Source organism: Pelagibius sp. (genome assembly GCF_028281305.1).
Taxonomy (GTDB): Bacteria; Pseudomonadota; Alphaproteobacteria; order Kiloniellales; family Kiloniellaceae; genus Pelagibius.
The window spans coordinates 88,093-102,814 of the sequence record NZ_JANQKD010000087.1; the positions used below are offsets into that span (position 1 = coordinate 88,093).

Below are 14,722 nucleotides of genomic sequence, written 5' to 3' on the forward strand. Positions count from 1 at the left end.
CCCCACCAGAGTAGTCGCATTTTTGTAATTAAGCAAATCTCGGCAACCCAAAGGGTTAGATAGGTTATGCACAACACCTCAAGGTTGATAGTCGGGATCTCCGGTGCAAGCGGCGTGCGCTACGGCATCCGCATGCTGGAAACCCTGCGCGACCTGCCGGTGGAGAGCCATCTGGTGCTGTCCAAGGCCGCCGAGCTGACCATCGCCTACGAGACCGATCTGAAGGTGGCCGAGGTCACCGCCCTGGCCGATGTGGCCTATCCTGTGGGCGACCTGGGCGCGGCCGTTTCCAGCGGCTCCTTCCAGACCCTGGGCATGGTGGTGGCGCCCTGTTCGGTGCGCTCGATGTCGGAGATCGCCTCCGGCGTCACCTCGAACCTGCTGACCCGGGCCGCCGATGTGGTTCTGAAGGAACGCCGCCGGCTGGTGCTGATGCTGCGGGAAACGCCGCTGCACAGCGGCCATCTGCGCTCCATGCTGGCGCTGTCGGAGATGGGGGCGGTGATCGCCCCGCCGGTGCCCGGCTTCTATGCGAATCCGCAGACCATCGACGAGATGGTGGACCATACGGTCGGCCGGGTGCTGGACCTTTTCGGCCTCGACAGCGGCAAGGTACGGCGTTGGGGCGAGGACTCCGGCAAGGTGCGCCCGCTGCGCGGCTAAGGCGCAGGCCACAACCGATGTATGTTCTGAGTCTTATCTGGGGGTTCTATCAACGACTCTTCTGGTGGCTGGGACGCAAGCGGCAGGAGCGGCCCTTTGCCAACGGGCTCGCCGTTGCCTGCGCCTTCATCGGGTCCATCTTCGTCTTTCCGTGGATTCTGCATCCCGTCGTCCCCGCCGGCATCACCTTCGTCGGTGCCATGGTGTTCTGGGGACCGCTCCTTCTCATGTACTTCAGCCAGGACTGACTGCGTCACGCACCCAGCGACCAGATCGCTTCCAGGGGCGTGACCTCCGGACAGGCGCCGCGCAGCACGACGGCGAGGTCCGCCAGGTCGGCGTCATCAGGCTCCGCCGTATAGATCTCCAGATAGAGACGCATGTTGGCGGCGGCGAGGCGCGGGTCTGGGTCGGCCTCATCGATGGGCAGTTCCTCGTAGAGAAGGAGCTGTTCCAGCATCTCGCTCTGCAGTTCCAGTCCCTTCACCTGCTCGCGCAGTCCCTCCCCCATGGACCCGGGCAGCTGCTTTTGGTCCTTCAGCCAGCGGCGCACGCCGCGCAGGGGCCGCACCACCGCCGCCTGCCAGTCCGAGGAGCAGGCGCGCAGCAAGGCCAGCTCGGCGGCACTCAGGCTGTGCCCGCAGCGCCCGGCCCAGGCGGCAAAGAGCAGCAGGTTCACATCCAGGCCGTGGCGGTCCTGAAGGGTGATGCAGGATTCGGCGACGCCGCTGCGCTCATAGGCGTTGAGCGAAAACTCCCAGAAGGGGTTTTCCGGCGCCGTCGCCATTACGACCCCACGCTCTCCGCGACCCTGCCGGTCCTGGCGCCTTCGCTGTCCTCCGGCAACTCGCCGAGATAGATGCCGAGGCCCTGTGCGGTGCGCACCAGCGGCCCTGCGATGTCGACGGCCTTGTAGCCGGCAATGGCATCGGTGATGGGAATGTCGACGACCTGACGTCCGCTCCAGGCGACCATGCGGTCGAAACGCCCGGCGGCAATCAGGTCGACTGCATAGACCCCGAAGACCGAGGCCATGAGGCGGTCGTGGTCGGTCGGCGGGCCGCCGCGCTGCAGATGCCCCAGCACGGTGACGCGGGTTTCCGAGCCCGTTTCCTCGGCGATGCGTGCGGCAAGGTATTGGCCGACACCGCCGTAGGTGGAGGAGCCGTCGCCCTGAACCTGGCGGACGGCATCACCCGTCTCGGTCTTCACCGCCTCGGCCACCACGACCAGCGCGAAGTTGCGGCCCCGCGCCTTCAGGCTTTCGATCTTGCGCGCGATGCCCTCCAGGCTGTAGCCGATCTCGGGGATCAGGATGACGTCGGCGCCGCCGGCGATGCCGGCGCCGATGGCGATGTGACCGGCATCGCGGCCCATGACCTCCAGCACCATGACCCGCGAGTGGCTGGCCGCCGTGGGCTGCAACTGGTCGAGGGCATCGGTCGCAATCTTCACGGCGGTGGCATAGCCGATGGAGACCTCCGTATGGCCGAGGTCGTTGTCGATGGTCTTCGGCAGGGTAATCAGATCGATGCCGCCCTGCTGGGCGAGGCGCCGCAGGATGTCCTGACTGCCGTCGCCGCCGATGCCGATGAGGGCATCGAGATCGAGCTGGCGGTAGCCCTCGATCACCTCTTCGGAGCGGTCGATACGCCTGCCATCGGCCATCGGAAAGTCGAAAGGATCGCCTTTGTTGGTGGTGCCGAGAATGGTCCCGCCGCGGCGCAGCAGGTTGCCGTCGAAGATGCCAAGATCCAGAACCTCCGCATCCACCGGCCGGGCCAGCAGCCCGGCGGTCCCGTTGTGGATGCCCACCACCTGCCAGCCGTAGCCTTCCACCGCGCGGTGGACCACCGCGCGCAGCACCGCGTTCAGGCCGGCGCAATCGCCGCCACTGGTCAGGACTCCGATCCGCTTCTGCCTGCTCATTGCCGCGTCCGATCCTCTCTTGCCCTTCGGCCATGCCGGGCGTTGCCGTGCCGGGGTTGTCGTGCCGGGGTTGTCGTCCAGGAAAGACTATAGCAGCTTGTGCCGCCCAGACTGCCGGAATCCAGCCAGTGCCGGCCGTTTGCCGGGACTCCCACAAAGCGGCCCGAAAGGCTATACTCGGGGCTCCCTCGCTTGCCTCAGACCGCCATGGATCAACCCGATTTCGAACAAATGCGCCGTAAGCTGGCGGAGCTCAAGTCCGAGCACCGCGATCTCGACGACATCATCACCCAGCTCTCAGAGAACCCGCCGTTCGACCAGCTGCAGATGCAGCGGCTGAAAAAGCGCAAGCTGTCGCTGAAGGATCAGATCCTGAAGCTGGAAGACGCCCTGCTACCCGACATCATTGCCTGATCGGAAAGAGGGACCGCGGAGAAAGGTCCCGGGGATCGGGACGCAGCGGCGCTAAGCCTGGCTGCGGCCGCGCTTGTTGGCATACATCGCCCGGTCCGCCGCATCCAGAGCCTCGTCCACCGGCTGTTCGGCGCTCAGCGGATGGGCGCCGACGGCCACGGACAGCGGCAGGGCCGTGCCGTTCCACTCGACCTCTGCGGCAGCGATCACCTGCGCCAGGCTTTCCGCCTTGGCCTGGGCTGCCGCCACGTCGGACTGGGCCAGGATGACGCCGAACTCGTCGCCGCCCAGACGCCCAACGACGTCGGACGCGCGGACGTTGCGCAACAGGATCTCGGCGATCCGCCTCAGGGCGGCGTCGCCCGCCCCGTGACCATGGCGGTCGTTGATCTGCTTCATGCCGTTGACATCGAAATAGAGCACGCTGCCGGCCGCCCCGTAGCGTTCGGCGAAGGCGGACATGCGGGTCAGTTCGCGGATGAAGGCGCGGCGGTTGAGAACCGGCGCCAGGGTATCCTGGTCGGCCAGTTCCTCCAGGTAGCCGACGCGCTGGCGCGCTTCCTCCAGTTCCTGGCGGAGTTCGTAGACCTCGGCCATGAGCTGCTGAAGGGCCTGGCGCACCTTGGGCGTCAGCTCGGCCGCCGGAATGCCCATAACGCTCGCCACGTCCTCCGGCGCCGATACCGGCGCGCGGGCACCCGATTCGGCCTTGCGGTAGGCGGCCTTCGCCTGCACGGCCGAAGTGCCGGAAACCGGGGCGGGAGCGCCTGTGTTACGGACCTTCATGCCACCTTCCAATACCATCCGCCGTCCGCAAGCCTGCTGCCGGACCCGGGCTTCCCGGACCGGCTGAGGCCCCTTGCGGCGCTGCTGGCGACCCAATCTAGCACGAAGCTTAACCCTTGATAGTAAACGCTTCGTTCATAAACTCTCCGCCGCGGAAGCCCGGAAACGGGCGCTTTCCGGACCGGTGCCGATTGCTTGCCTCCCGGGCGGAGAGCCCAGATAATGCCGCCTTCCTCAGGCGCGCCGCCGGACCCTCTCGGTTTCTGGGCGGTTTCTGAGCGATTTCTGGGCGGGCCCTTGGCGGCCGATTTACGGAAACGGGGGACAGGCGAGAGAATGAACGGGGGCTCGGGAGCCGGGGGCCCGGCGGAGGTCGGGATCATTATGGGCAGTCAGTCGGACTGGCCGACCATGAAACATGCGGCGGCGGTGCTGGACGACCTCGGCATCGCCCACGAGTGCCGGATCGTCTCCGCCCACCGCACGCCAAAGCGCCTCTACGACTATGCCGCCAGCGCGCGGGACCGGGGTCTCAAGGTGATCATCGCCGGCGCCGGCGGAGCCGCCCACCTGCCCGGGATGACGGCAGCCATGACCCCCCTGCCCGTTTTCGGCGTGCCGATCGAAAGCCGGGCCCTCAGCGGCAAGGACTCCCTGCTCTCGATCGTGCAGATGCCGGGCGGCGTTCCGGTGGGGACGCTGGCCATCGGACGGGCCGGGGCAACCAACGCGGCGCTCCTCGCCGCCGCCGTGCTGGCGCTCTCCAACGCCGGTCTTGCCCAGGCACTGGACGACTGGCGGGCCCGGCAGACCGCCTCTGTTGCAGAGGAGCCGGTGGACGAAACGTGAGCGTGAACGACCCCGACCTGGCGAAACCCGCCGCGCCCGAACAGGCCGCAACGACCCCGCAGCCCGACCTCTCGCAGCCGCTGCCCCCCGGCAGCCGCATCGGCATACTCGGCAGCGGACAGCTCGGCCGCATGGCCGCCCTGGCTGCGGCGCGCCTGGGTTACCGCTGCCACGCTTTCGGGCCGGAGGCCAACGCACCGGCAAACCAGGTCTGCGATGCCGCCACGGTGGCGGCCTACGACGACGTCGAGGCGCTGAAGCGCTTTGCCGGCGCCGTCGATGTCGTGACCTTCGAGTTCGAAAACATCCCGCTTTCCACCGTCGAGGTGCTGGGGGCTCTGGTGCCCTTGCGCCCCGGCGCCAAGGTACTCTCCATCTGTCAGCACCGGCTGCGCGAAAAGGACTTCTGCCGCAGCGTATCGGTGCCCACCGCCGACTACCGTCCGGCGCACGACGCGGACGGGCTTGTGGAAGCCGTCGCCGCCATCGGCCGGCCCTGCATCCTGAAATCGGCGGAGTTGGGCTACGACGGCAAGGGCCAGGTGCGCATAGACGCCGACAGCGACCTGGCAGCCGCCTGGGCAGCCATGCGCGGCCACGCCGCGGAGGCCGTCGGGATCGTCGAGGCGGTGGTGGAGTTCCGCATGGAGATCTCCGTCATCGTGGCGCGCAGCGGCGATGGTGCCATGCGCACCTACGTCCCGGTCGAGAACCGCCACCGCAACCACATCCTCGACGAGACCATCGTGCCGGCCAACCTGAGCCAGGACCTGTCGGACAAGGCCGAGGCCATCGCCCGCCACCTGGCCCAGGAAATGGGTCTGGTCGGGCTGCTGGCGGTGGAGATGTTCGTCACCCACGACGGCAAGGTGCTGGTCAACGAGATGGCGCCGCGGCCGCACAACTCCGGCCACTGGAGCCTGGATGCCTGCGTCACCTCGCAGTTCGAACAGTTCATCCGGGCCGTTGCCGGGCTGCCCTTGGGCGCCACCGAACGGCTCTGCGACGCGGTGATGAAGAACCTGCTGGGCGACGACGTCGACGACTGGCAGAAGATCCTGAGCGACCCCGGCAGCAAGCTGCACCTCTACGGCAAGGCCTCTGCCCGGCCCGGCCGCAAGATGGGCCACGTCACCCGCCTCATACGCCGCTAGCCCAGGTCAGCCGGGCGCGGGCCAGTGGGGCGCGGGTCAATCCGGTGCATCGAAGGCAAGCGCATCCGGTCTGTAATTGAAAGCCTCCAGCCGCGCTTCGGCGCTGCCGTTCAGCGGCCCGAGCCGCAGGACCGTCAGGCTCGCCGGGCTGACCGGAACGACGCGCCCCGGGCTCAGTCCCAGGAGACCTTCCAGCAGGGCGCGGATGACGCCGCCATGGGCGACCATCAGCGCGCGCTCCAATGCGCCGCTGCGCAGCCCGGCGACCACACCATTGGTGCGCTGCTTGAAGGTCTGCCAGCTTTCGCCGCCGGGCGGCGTGTAGATGCCGCTGCGCCAGCCCTGGAAGGCCTGAGCGTTCTCGGTCATCAGGTCGTCGATGTTCTGCCCGGTCCAGCGGCCGACATTGATTTCCCGCAGCGCCGGGACCGGCTCATGCTCGGCGTAGCCCAACAGCTCGGCCGTCTCCCGGGTGCGGGCAAGGTCGGAGACCAGCACTCTTTCCGGCTGGAAGCGCTGGACCGTGGCGGAAAGCGCGCGCGCCTGATCGCGCCCGCGCTCTGACAGACCGACATCGGCCTGGCCCTGCAGCAGGCGCTGTGCGTTCCATTCCGATTCACCGTGGCGTACGAGAAAAAGGCGCATCACAGTGCCCACCCCCGAACGGAGCGATCTTCGGGGCGGCCGTCCGGGTGCTCCTCTGCTAGGCGCTCCCCGCTTTGCGCGAAGACCGCCGCCGGCTCCTCGGGAACACGGAAGTGCACGGTATCGCCGGGCAACAGCCGCGGCGGACTGTCGACAACCGCGGTCAGGCGCGTCTCGCCGAGGGTCCCGGTCACCATGTAGCGCCCGGCGATGGGGCTGGCCTCAGCAAACTCAAGCGCCAGGGTCTCGCCGTTGGCCGCCTCCGCGAGCGTCAGGTCCTCGGCGCGGTACATGAAGCTCACCGGCCGGTCCACCGTCCTGCGCGTGGGCAGCCTGCAGCCCGCGAAACGCGCGCCGCCGTCGTCGGGCTCCACGGCGATCAGGTTGTTGGGCGGCGTGCCCAGGAAGGTGGCGACGAAGGCGGTGGCAGGCTCCGCCACCAGGGTTTCCGGACTGCCGAACTGCTCGACAAGACCATGGTTCATCACGGCCACGTGGCTGGCCATGGTCATCGCCTCGACCTGATCGTGGGTCACGTAGACCGAGGTGGCGCCGGTGGCCCTGTGGATCTTCAGAAGCTCGGAGCGCATTTCCACCCGCAGCTTGGCGTCCAGGTTCGACAGCGGCTCGTCGAACAGCAGGATGCCCGGCTGCGGCGCGATCATGCGGGCAATGGCGACACGCTGCTGCTGGCCGCCGGAGATCTCGTTCGGAAAGCGCTCGGCCAGATCGCCGATGGCCAGCAGGCCCAAAACCTGCTGCACACGGTCGCGGCGCTGCTCGGTGCCCCAGTTGGCGACCTTCAAAGGCCAGTCGACGTTGCCGGCGACCGTCATATGCGGCCAGAGCGCATAGGACTGAAACACCAGCCCGGCGTTGCGCTTGGCGGCCTCTACGGTCCAGTGGCGCTCGCCGTCGGAGACCAGCGCCCCATCGAAGGCGATGGTGCCGCCGCTGGGCGTTTCCAGGCCGGCCAGCATGCGCAGCATGGTGGACTTGCCGCAGCCCGAGGGCCCGACAAGCACGAGAAAGGCCCCCTGTGGGACATCCAGACTGACGCCACGCACGGCCTCGACGTCGCCGAAGTGTTTCACGAGATTGGAGATTCGGATCATGGTCTTCAGATCGCTTCTTCAGTTCTTCAGCCAGGGTTGCGACTTTGCCTGCAACTTGTTGGCCAGCAGGGAGACTGCAACCGAGATCCCCAGGATGACCACCGCGACAGCGTTGGCGAACTGGGCAAAGCCCTCGGAGGCGTAGCGGTAGGCCACCACGCTGAGGACCGGCATGGTCGGTGTAAACAACAGCACGACCAGCGAAAGGTCGCGCACGATCTTCACGAAGACCAAGAGCGCGCCGGCGCTCAGCCCGCGGATCGACAGCGGAATGGTGATGGCGGAAAGACGCCTCAGGAAGCCCGCGCCGGTAAGGCGTGCACTCTCTTCAAGGTCGCCGCTGACCTGCTGGATCACCGCCCGGCCGGTCTGCACCGCAAAGGGCAGCAGAAAGGCCGTCGCCGCCAGGACCAGCAGGGCAAAAGTACCATAGAGCGCGGGAAACGGACCGATCGGCGCGCCGTAGAGGGCGATATAGGCGGCGCCGAAGGCGATGCCGGGAATGAACAGCGGCAGGAAGCAGAGCTGGCTGACGGTGGTGGGAACCACGCCGCGCTTGGCGCGCACCAGACTGTAGGACACCAGCAGGCCCAGAACCGTCCCCACGGCGGCCACGGTGAAGCCGAGACCGAGGGTAATGGTCAGGGCCGAGAGGATGTCGGGATTGTAGGCGATGCCCGCCAGGCCCTGCGCGATGGAGGGCGTCGACTGGCCGATCCAGTAGTGCAGCGTCCAGTTCGAAAACAGCGCCGAGGAGGAGGGTGCGAAGCTGGAAGCGATGAGCACGAAGATCGGCACGATGGTGGCAAAGACGGAGATGCCGATCGCCGCGGCGCAGAGCGGCCAGCGCAGTCCGCCGAGATCGAAGCGCTTGGCGCGTCCGCCCTTGCCGGTGATGGTCGCATAGGAGCGCCGGCCGGTGATCAGCCGGTTGCCGAGCCAGAGAAAGAAGGCCGAGATCAGCACCAGAAGGATGGCGATCACATAGCCGCGCGCGGTCTGGCCGACCTCCATCATGCCGAAGATGCGGGTCGAGAGCGTCTGCATGCGCACCGGCAGGCCGAGCAGCGCCGGGACCGCAAAATTGGAAACCCCGCCGGCAAAGGCGAGCGAACCGCCGGCGATCACCGCCGGCAGGGTGACGGGCAGGATGATGCCGAAGAAGACCTTGCGCCGCTTGGCGCCGGCCATCTGCGCCGCCTCGACAAGGTCCGAGTTGACCGTCGCCAGCGCCGCCGCGATCACGGTGAAGGTCAGCGAATAGTAGTGCGTGATCAGCACAATGAGCGAAGGGACCATGCCCCAGGCAAGCCAGTCGGGAATGTCGAGGCCGAGGCCCTGGAGAAAGCCGATCTGCCCGCCCAGGCGCTCGTTGCGAAACAGCACGCTCCAGGCCATGGCGGCGGCGAAGCTGGGGATCATGAACGGCAGGGTCGAGAGGACGGCGATGCTGCGCCGGAAGGGCACGTCGGTCATCACCACCAGCCAGGCCAGGAAGCCGCCGATGAGCACGCAGCCGCCGGCCACCGCGGCGCCGATGATCATGGTGTTGGTCAGCGGCTTGTAGAACAGGTTCGGCGAGAGGCGGCTGGAGAGAACGTCACGCCAGGCCCCAAGGGTCTCCGGCGCCAGGGTGACGAGCGTGATCTTCAGCAGCGGAGCGGCGATCAGAATCGCCACCACCGCCAGCACAAAAAGCGAAAGGGTGCGGCCCGGGGCGGCGAAAAACCGCCGCCCCGAGGCACCGAGGGCAAGCTCTGCCACGGAGGTCTTGCCGGCTACTGCAGCGTCAGAACCAGATCGGCGACCTCTGCGCGGATCGTCGCGGTCTTTTCCGGGTTCACGCGCCACGCGGCAAACTCCGACAGCGGAACGGCATCGGGATGCGGCACGATATCGGTCCGCGTGGCGTAGTCGCCCGGCACGTAGAACGGCTTGAAGCCGGCACCGCCCGTTTCCGATTCATCGCCCATGAGGAAGTCGATGACAAGGCGGGCGGCAGCCGGGTTCTTGGCGCCCTCGGCGATGCCCAGAACCGCCGGAAAGACGATGCCCGGCGACGGCTCGACGGAATTGGCGAGCTGCAGGGCCCAGCCCTCCTCCGCGTTGTCGCGGCGGTCCGAATAGCTGGTGAATCCTATCGGCGGATTGCTCTGCCCCAGCTTGCCCACCGCGGCATTCACATCGTCGGTGGAGCCCACCAGGATGACGTCGTTGGCGAAGAGATCGGCGATGAACTGCTCGCCGGCGTTGTTGACGCCGGAGGCCAGCGCGATCGTCTTGCCGAACTGTGCCTCATAGGCGGCAGCCATGGCGTCGGACTGCAGGACGATCTCGGTCATCAGGTCCAGATAGTCGCCGCGCTGCAGCGGGTCGACCATCACCACGCGGCCCTTCCAGGGTGCGGTGGTCAGCTCCCAAAGGTTGCTTACCGGCGGGCCGTCCGGATGGCTCTGCTCATTGTACATCAGCACCTTGGTGGAGAGGCGCTGGGCCAGGAGCGGATTCTTGAACTCGGCCGGCACGCGGTCGGCCACCCGCGGCGGCACGTAAGGACCGATGATTCCGGCGCCCAGCAGCTTGTCAAAAACCACCGGCGCATCGGAAATGTAGACGACATCGGCATTGGCAACGCCGGCCTGATGCTCCGCCTGCAGGCGCGTGATCTGCTCGGTGGAAGAAATGTCGTAACCGACAAGGTCGATCTCCGGATAGGCCTCCTCAAAAGCCGCTTCGACCTTCTTGATCCGGCTGGTGAAGGAATAGACCACCACCTGGCCCTCGGCCTTGGCGGCGTCGAGGAGTTCCTCCGGCGACTTTTTGTCCATATCGGCGGCCAGCGCCGACAGAGTCAGCGCGGGCAAGGCCAGCGCGCCCAAGGCAACAACTGCTACTGACTGCAAAAGACTCTTCATGGTCTCGTCTCCCCGTTTGGCGAGGCCGGGCCCGATGACCCGCCCTCAAGGCTCAAAGCGTTTGATCAGGTCTCCCAAGGTTTCCAGGACGCGCAGCGAGCGCTCCTCGTTGCGCCGCGCAAGCTGCAACACCAGGGCGTTGCAGATGGTCATCGGCACGATCAGAGTCTGGAAACCTTCGCGGCGCCCGCTGCGCGGGGCCGACACAAGGTGGTCTGCCGGCGGGTTCAGGGTCGGGCCGATGGTGCCGGAGACGGCGATCGTGGCCGCGCCGAGGGCCTTGGCCCGTTCTATGACCGCGGCGTAGTGGCGCGGCTGGCGCCGGAACGCGAAAGCGATCACCGCGTCTTCGGCCGTCATCTCCACGAGCTGTTCGGCAAGGTCGCGGCCGTCACCGCGCAGGCGCACGACGCTGATGCCGAAGCGGCGGAAGCGCCGCTCCATCATCACCGCCAGGGTTTCGGCATTGCCGCGCGCGAAGAGAAAGACCTTGCGGGCCCTGTGCAGCACATCGGCGATCTCCGCGATGCGCTCGACCGAGAGATACTTCGGCAGATCCTCGAGCGCCTCGACCTCCTGCGCCACCAGGCCGGCGATCAGGTCAGAGCCGCGCGTTTCCTCCAGCGTCGTGCGGACGCGCAGCGCCGGATCGCTGCGGACGATGAACTCGTCACGCAGCGCATCGCGAAAACCGGCGTAGCTCTGGAACCCCAGCTTACGGGCGAGGCGCGAGGCGGTGGCCTCGTGCACGCCGATGGACTGGGCGAGTTCGGAGGCCGTGCCCAGGGCCGCCGCGCGCGGCTTGGCCACGATCTCCTGCACCATCTTGCGCTCAGCCGGCGTCAGCCGCTCAGCCGCATCCTTGATCCGCAGCACGATGGACATGCCCGGCTTTCCTCCCGACCCCGTTTCACCGGAGGTTGACTGTAAGCCAAATCATTTACCCGACATTTAGCTTATGCAGGTAATATTGCAGAATTAAGTCAGTTTTGCAAAGTTTCTTGCAAATCGTGCGCGGACTGCGCCCTGACCGGCATGCCACAGCCCTCCGCAAGCACGCCACGGCAGCGCCAAGCGGACAAGCTTCGCAGGAAGAGTACGTTTGATTTCAGAAAGTTAGATCGTCATCCCTTGCCGGGACGGCCGCCCGCCCCCCGTAGAACGGGGGCGGCAGCGCACGCCGGGACGAAACCGCGTCAGGCCCGCGCGCCCCGCCGCGGACCGCGGCGCCGACGGGAAAACGGCATGCGCGGGCTGCCGAGCCCCGGCCCGGCCGTCAGGCTGGCCATCACGCGGTCCGGGAAGCTCATCGCCGCCCCGACGCCCTTGCCCAGGCGGCCCGCCACCTTGAGCACCTCGGAGATACGCCGATCGAGGAAACCCCAGGTCCCGGCATAGTCTTCCGACTTGTCATTGAGCCAATAGAGCAGCGTGGAGGAGTAGACCCCCGCCAGCAGGGCACGCTTGGTATAGAAGTTGTAATCGGTCGCCGTATCGCCGGCGGCATACCAGATGGCATCGACGGTCCGGTAAAGGCAGCGCAGGCCGAGGGCAGCATTCTGGGGCAGGGCGAGAAAGGCCAGGGCGCGCCGCGCCGCCTCGCGATGGGCAGCGATCGCCTCCAGCCGCAGGCGCACCCCCGCCGCAACCTTCTCGCGCACCTTCATCGACGCCAGATCGAGCCGCTCCAGCTCGGCCAGCATGCGTCGGTCCGCTTCGTCGCTGAAGGTCCGCACCAGTTCCGCCGGGCCACCCGGAAACAGGCGCCGGGCCTCCGCCGCCCCGATCCCGCAGTCCCGCGCCGCCGAATCCAGGGCAACCCAGGTCCAGCCGTCGAAGGGCACGTGCCGCAGGGCAGCGTCCAGCAGAGCGTGCCTTTGCTTCTCGTCAGTCATGGGCTTCCGTCATGGGCTTCAGTCATGGGCTTCAGTCATGGGGCTTCCAGGACCTCGCTGTTGCTCGGGGTTTCCTGCTGGGTTTCCTTCTGGGTTTCCTGCGCGGCCTCCGGCCGAACCTCCACAGCGTGGCGAAGCGCTTCTTCCGCAAAGGACAGCAGCGACAAGTCTGTCATGCGCTGCGGATAGAGAACACCGTCCAAATGGTCGCATTCGTGCAGCACCACCCGGGCGTGGAAACCGGCGGCCTCCCGTTCCAGGCGCTCGCCCTCCAGAGTCAGGCCGCGATAGCGTATCCGCCGGGGACGCGGCACCTGACCCACCAGGCCGGGCACCGAGAGGCAGGCCTCCGGACCCAGCGAGAGCGCCGGATCGAGGACCTTGATTTCCGGATTGATCAGGATCGTTAGCGGTACCGCCCGCCCGGCCCCGCCGCCGTTGCGGGCGGCCTCGGAGACCGAATCACCGGCACCTTCTTCATCGAAGCCAGCCGCATCCTCCGCCTCCGCACGGCCGGTGGCGACGAAGAACACCACCACCCGGAGGGATACGTGCACCTGCGGCGCGGCAAGGCCGGTGCCGCCGGCGTCCTCCATGGTTTCCAGCATGTCGCGCACCAGGCGGTGGATCTCCGGCGCCCTAGGGTCGGCGACCGGCTCCGCCGTGCGGCGCAGGATCGGGTGGCCCATACGGGCGATCTTGAGGATGGCCATAGCGACAATATGGCGGCGCGGCGGGGTGGGGTAAAGGCGGGCGGAGCGCTTCAAGGCCCCAAACCGCGGAGGCCGTCAGCCGGGGCAGAAACACCGCAAAAGGCCCCGAAAATCCGCCGAAAACAGCGCGGATTCCTGCGAAAAAGCCCTTCCTTTTCCGACCGCCCTATGATACCTAACCGCCAATCCTCGCTGCAGTGGTGCCGCGAGAACGGTTTTTTTGCCTCATCATCAAGGAATTTCGGCCCAAAGGTTCGCCGGGGTGCGGGCATTTCGCGGCCTCAGAAAGGAGCACTGAGCGTCTGTGCAAGTTCAGGTTCGAGACAACAACGTCGATCAAGCCCTGCGCGCGCTGAAGAAGAAGCTGCAGCGCGAGGGTGTCTTCCGGGAGATGAAACTCCGCCGCAACTTCGAAAAGCCGTCGGCCCGCAAGAAGCGTGAACGTGCCGAGGCTGTGCGCCGCTACCGCAAGCTGCTGCGCAAGCGCATGGAGCGCGAGGGCTTCTAGGGGCCGCCGTCCTTCGGAGGTCCTTGCCACATCATCGGCAAGACACAGTAAAGGCCATGTTGGGCCCGGCCTGCAGCCGTTCGCGCTGAGGGGGCAGATCACCTGACATATAGTCCCTGACGGGCCTCCACCGACCGAGGCCATCACGAAGAGCGGGCGTTCTGCCCGCTTTTTCGTTTTCAGTTGTGGAATTCCCCCAGCCCCTGCCGCTTGAGCAGCGCACGCCCGAACCGGCCGCCCGGCGATCTTTTCGCCCGCATTCAGGCGGCGCTGGCTCCGGACAGTCCGCTTCGGGAGGCACCGGTGGAGATCAGCTTGGCCATGTGGACGGACAGCAGAGGCTGTACGTCCGGCGCGGCAAAGGCAATGCGTCCCACCTCCTCATAGCCCAAAGCGCAGTAGAGCGGCACGCCGGTCAGCGTGGCCCAGAGCTCCAGGATGCGGCAACCGGCCATGACCGCCTGTTCCTCGGAAAGCTGCACCAAACGGGTCGCCAGGCCGCGGCGGGTGTGCTGCGGGTGGACGAAGATCGACCGGATCTTGGCGGAGTTGGGCGACAGGCCCATGCCCTGGCCGCTGCCCGGATCGCTGCCAGGATCCTTGCCCGGGCCATTGCCGGCGTCCTCCACCCCTTTGTCGAACTGCGGCGTCCGCAGGGACCAGCCGCCGCTGGCGACGATGCGCCCCTCCTCTTCGGCGACGAAGTAGGTTTCATCGTCGATCAGGGACGGATCGTAGGTGCCGAGATGGGAAATGAAGGCCTCGATCTGGTCGGCCGTGTAGTCCCGGGTATTGAGGGCTTGGACTGAGAGGAAATGCATGGCCTCGATGGCCGGCATGTCTTCCCGCCGCGCCAGGCGGATGCGCGCTGTCGAGCGTGTCATCTGGGCTCCCTTGCAGGCAGCGCGGCGCCTGGTTGGACTGCCCAGGTCAGCGGAGCAGGTCGGTGTGTACAGTTCGGCGGATGCAGGTCAGCCGATGACCGGGGCGATGCGCGTGCGATGCAAGAAAGGGGGTCTCGCAGGGCCTGAGCCACGTTCCTACGACGGAGTCGCCGCATGAACCGCCGCGGGAGCGTGAGACCCAACGGGGGCCCCGTTCTCAGCACCGCACGCAGGTAAGACTCTGGCAGGGCT

17 protein-coding genes are annotated in these 14,722 nt (G+C 67.0%); 6 read left to right on the forward strand and 11 right to left on the reverse strand.

Features of this window, described 5'->3' with window-relative positions; all coding sequences use genetic code 11:
• The first annotated feature begins 66 nt into the window (after window positions 1–66).
• Window positions 67–663 carry a UbiX family flavin prenyltransferase gene (locus Q0982_RS17240; protein WP_299397543.1) on the forward strand — a complete coding sequence of 199 codons (597 nt, stop codon included), beginning with the start codon at window positions 67–69 and terminating at the stop codon, window positions 661–663.
• Window positions 664–680: 17 nt separating this feature from the next.
• Window positions 681–911: a hypothetical protein gene (locus Q0982_RS17245; RefSeq protein ID WP_299397545.1), complete on the forward strand. Its 231-nt coding sequence runs from the start codon at window positions 681–683 to the stop codon at window positions 909–911.
• Between the two features lie 5 nt (window positions 912–916).
• Here Q0982_RS17245 and Q0982_RS17250 read toward each other — a convergent pair whose 3' ends face one another.
• The gene (locus tag Q0982_RS17250; protein WP_299397547.1) at window positions 917–1,450 is read right to left on the reverse strand and encodes a TIGR02444 family protein; all 534 of its coding nucleotides are present in this window, start codon (window positions 1,448–1,450) and stop codon (window positions 917–919) included.
• Window positions 1,450–2,592 carry an ATP-dependent 6-phosphofructokinase gene (locus Q0982_RS17255; RefSeq protein WP_299397548.1) on the reverse strand — a complete coding sequence of 381 codons (1,143 nt, stop codon included), beginning with the start codon at window positions 2,590–2,592 and terminating at the stop codon, window positions 1,450–1,452. The genes Q0982_RS17250 and Q0982_RS17255 overlap by 1 nt, the downstream gene beginning before the upstream one ends.
• 207 nt (window positions 2,593–2,799) lie before the next feature.
• On the opposite strand from Q0982_RS17255, the gene Q0982_RS17260 reads away from it, so the two are divergent.
• The gene (locus tag Q0982_RS17260) at window positions 2,800–3,006 is read left to right on the forward strand and encodes a YdcH family protein (RefSeq protein ID WP_299397550.1); all 207 of its coding nucleotides are present in this window, start codon (window positions 2,800–2,802) and stop codon (window positions 3,004–3,006) included.
• Window positions 3,007–3,057: 51 nt separating this feature from the next.
• Here the strand turns inward: Q0982_RS17260 and Q0982_RS17265 are convergent, their stop codons facing one another.
• The gene (locus Q0982_RS17265; protein ID WP_299397552.1) at window positions 3,058–3,792 is read right to left on the reverse strand and encodes a GGDEF domain-containing protein; all 735 of its coding nucleotides are present in this window, start codon (window positions 3,790–3,792) and stop codon (window positions 3,058–3,060) included.
• A gap of 336 nt (window positions 3,793–4,128) precedes the next feature.
• On the opposite strand from Q0982_RS17265, the gene purE reads away from it, so the two are divergent.
• A complete protein-coding gene (gene purE / locus Q0982_RS17270; RefSeq protein ID WP_299397553.1) occupies window positions 4,129–4,641 on the forward strand; it encodes a 5-(carboxyamino)imidazole ribonucleotide mutase in 513 nt (170 codons plus the stop codon).
• 80 nt (window positions 4,642–4,721) lie between these two features.
• The gene (locus Q0982_RS17275) at window positions 4,722–5,795 is read left to right on the forward strand and encodes a 5-(carboxyamino)imidazole ribonucleotide synthase (protein WP_322097055.1); all 1,074 of its coding nucleotides are present in this window, start codon (window positions 4,722–4,724) and stop codon (window positions 5,793–5,795) included.
• 36 nt (window positions 5,796–5,831) lie between these two features.
• Here the strand turns inward: Q0982_RS17275 and Q0982_RS17280 are convergent, their stop codons facing one another.
• The 7 genes from Q0982_RS17280 to Q0982_RS17310 all read right to left on the reverse strand — a co-directional run bounded on the left by Q0982_RS17280 (window position 5,832) and on the right by Q0982_RS17310 (window position 13,078).
• Complete coding sequence (locus tag Q0982_RS17280; protein ID WP_299397557.1) at window positions 5,832–6,440, reverse strand: histidine phosphatase family protein; 609 nt, start codon at window positions 6,438–6,440, stop codon at window positions 5,832–5,834.
• On the reverse strand, window positions 6,440–7,555 hold the full coding sequence (locus Q0982_RS17285) for an ABC transporter ATP-binding protein (protein WP_299397558.1): 1,116 nt from the start codon (window positions 7,553–7,555) through the stop codon (window positions 6,440–6,442). Before Q0982_RS17285 ends, Q0982_RS17280 begins: the two co-directional genes overlap by 1 nt.
• A gap of 18 nt (window positions 7,556–7,573) precedes the next feature.
• Window positions 7,574–9,319: an iron ABC transporter permease gene (locus Q0982_RS17290; RefSeq protein WP_322097053.1), complete on the reverse strand. Its 1,746-nt coding sequence runs from the start codon at window positions 9,317–9,319 to the stop codon at window positions 7,574–7,576.
• A gap of 14 nt (window positions 9,320–9,333) precedes the next feature.
• Window positions 9,334–10,470 (reverse strand): ABC transporter substrate-binding protein, encoded by a 1,137-nt coding sequence (locus Q0982_RS17295; protein ID WP_299397560.1) that lies wholly within the window; start codon window positions 10,468–10,470, stop codon window positions 9,334–9,336.
• A 45-nt stretch (window positions 10,471–10,515) separates the two neighbouring features.
• Complete coding sequence (locus Q0982_RS17300; protein ID WP_299397562.1) at window positions 10,516–11,355, reverse strand: MurR/RpiR family transcriptional regulator; 840 nt, start codon at window positions 11,353–11,355, stop codon at window positions 10,516–10,518.
• Between the two features lie 311 nt (window positions 11,356–11,666).
• A complete protein-coding gene (locus tag Q0982_RS17305; RefSeq protein WP_299397563.1) occupies window positions 11,667–12,365 on the reverse strand; it encodes a COQ9 family protein in 699 nt (232 codons plus the stop codon).
• A gap of 35 nt (window positions 12,366–12,400) precedes the next feature.
• Complete coding sequence (locus Q0982_RS17310) at window positions 12,401–13,078, reverse strand: peptide deformylase (protein WP_299397565.1); 678 nt, start codon at window positions 13,076–13,078, stop codon at window positions 12,401–12,403.
• Between the two features lie 304 nt (window positions 13,079–13,382).
• Here Q0982_RS17310 and rpsU point away from each other — a divergent pair, with 304 nt between their 5' ends.
• A complete protein-coding gene (gene rpsU, locus Q0982_RS17315; RefSeq protein ID WP_167223142.1) occupies window positions 13,383–13,586 on the forward strand; it encodes a 30S ribosomal protein S21 in 204 nt (67 codons plus the stop codon).
• Window positions 13,587–13,846: 260 nt separating this feature from the next.
• Here the strand turns inward: rpsU and Q0982_RS17320 are convergent, their stop codons facing one another.
• Window positions 13,847–14,470, reverse strand: coding sequence for a GNAT family N-acetyltransferase (locus tag Q0982_RS17320; RefSeq protein ID WP_299397568.1), 624 nt, complete (start codon window positions 14,468–14,470; stop codon window positions 13,847–13,849).
• Window positions 14,471–14,722: the final 252 nt, after the last annotated feature.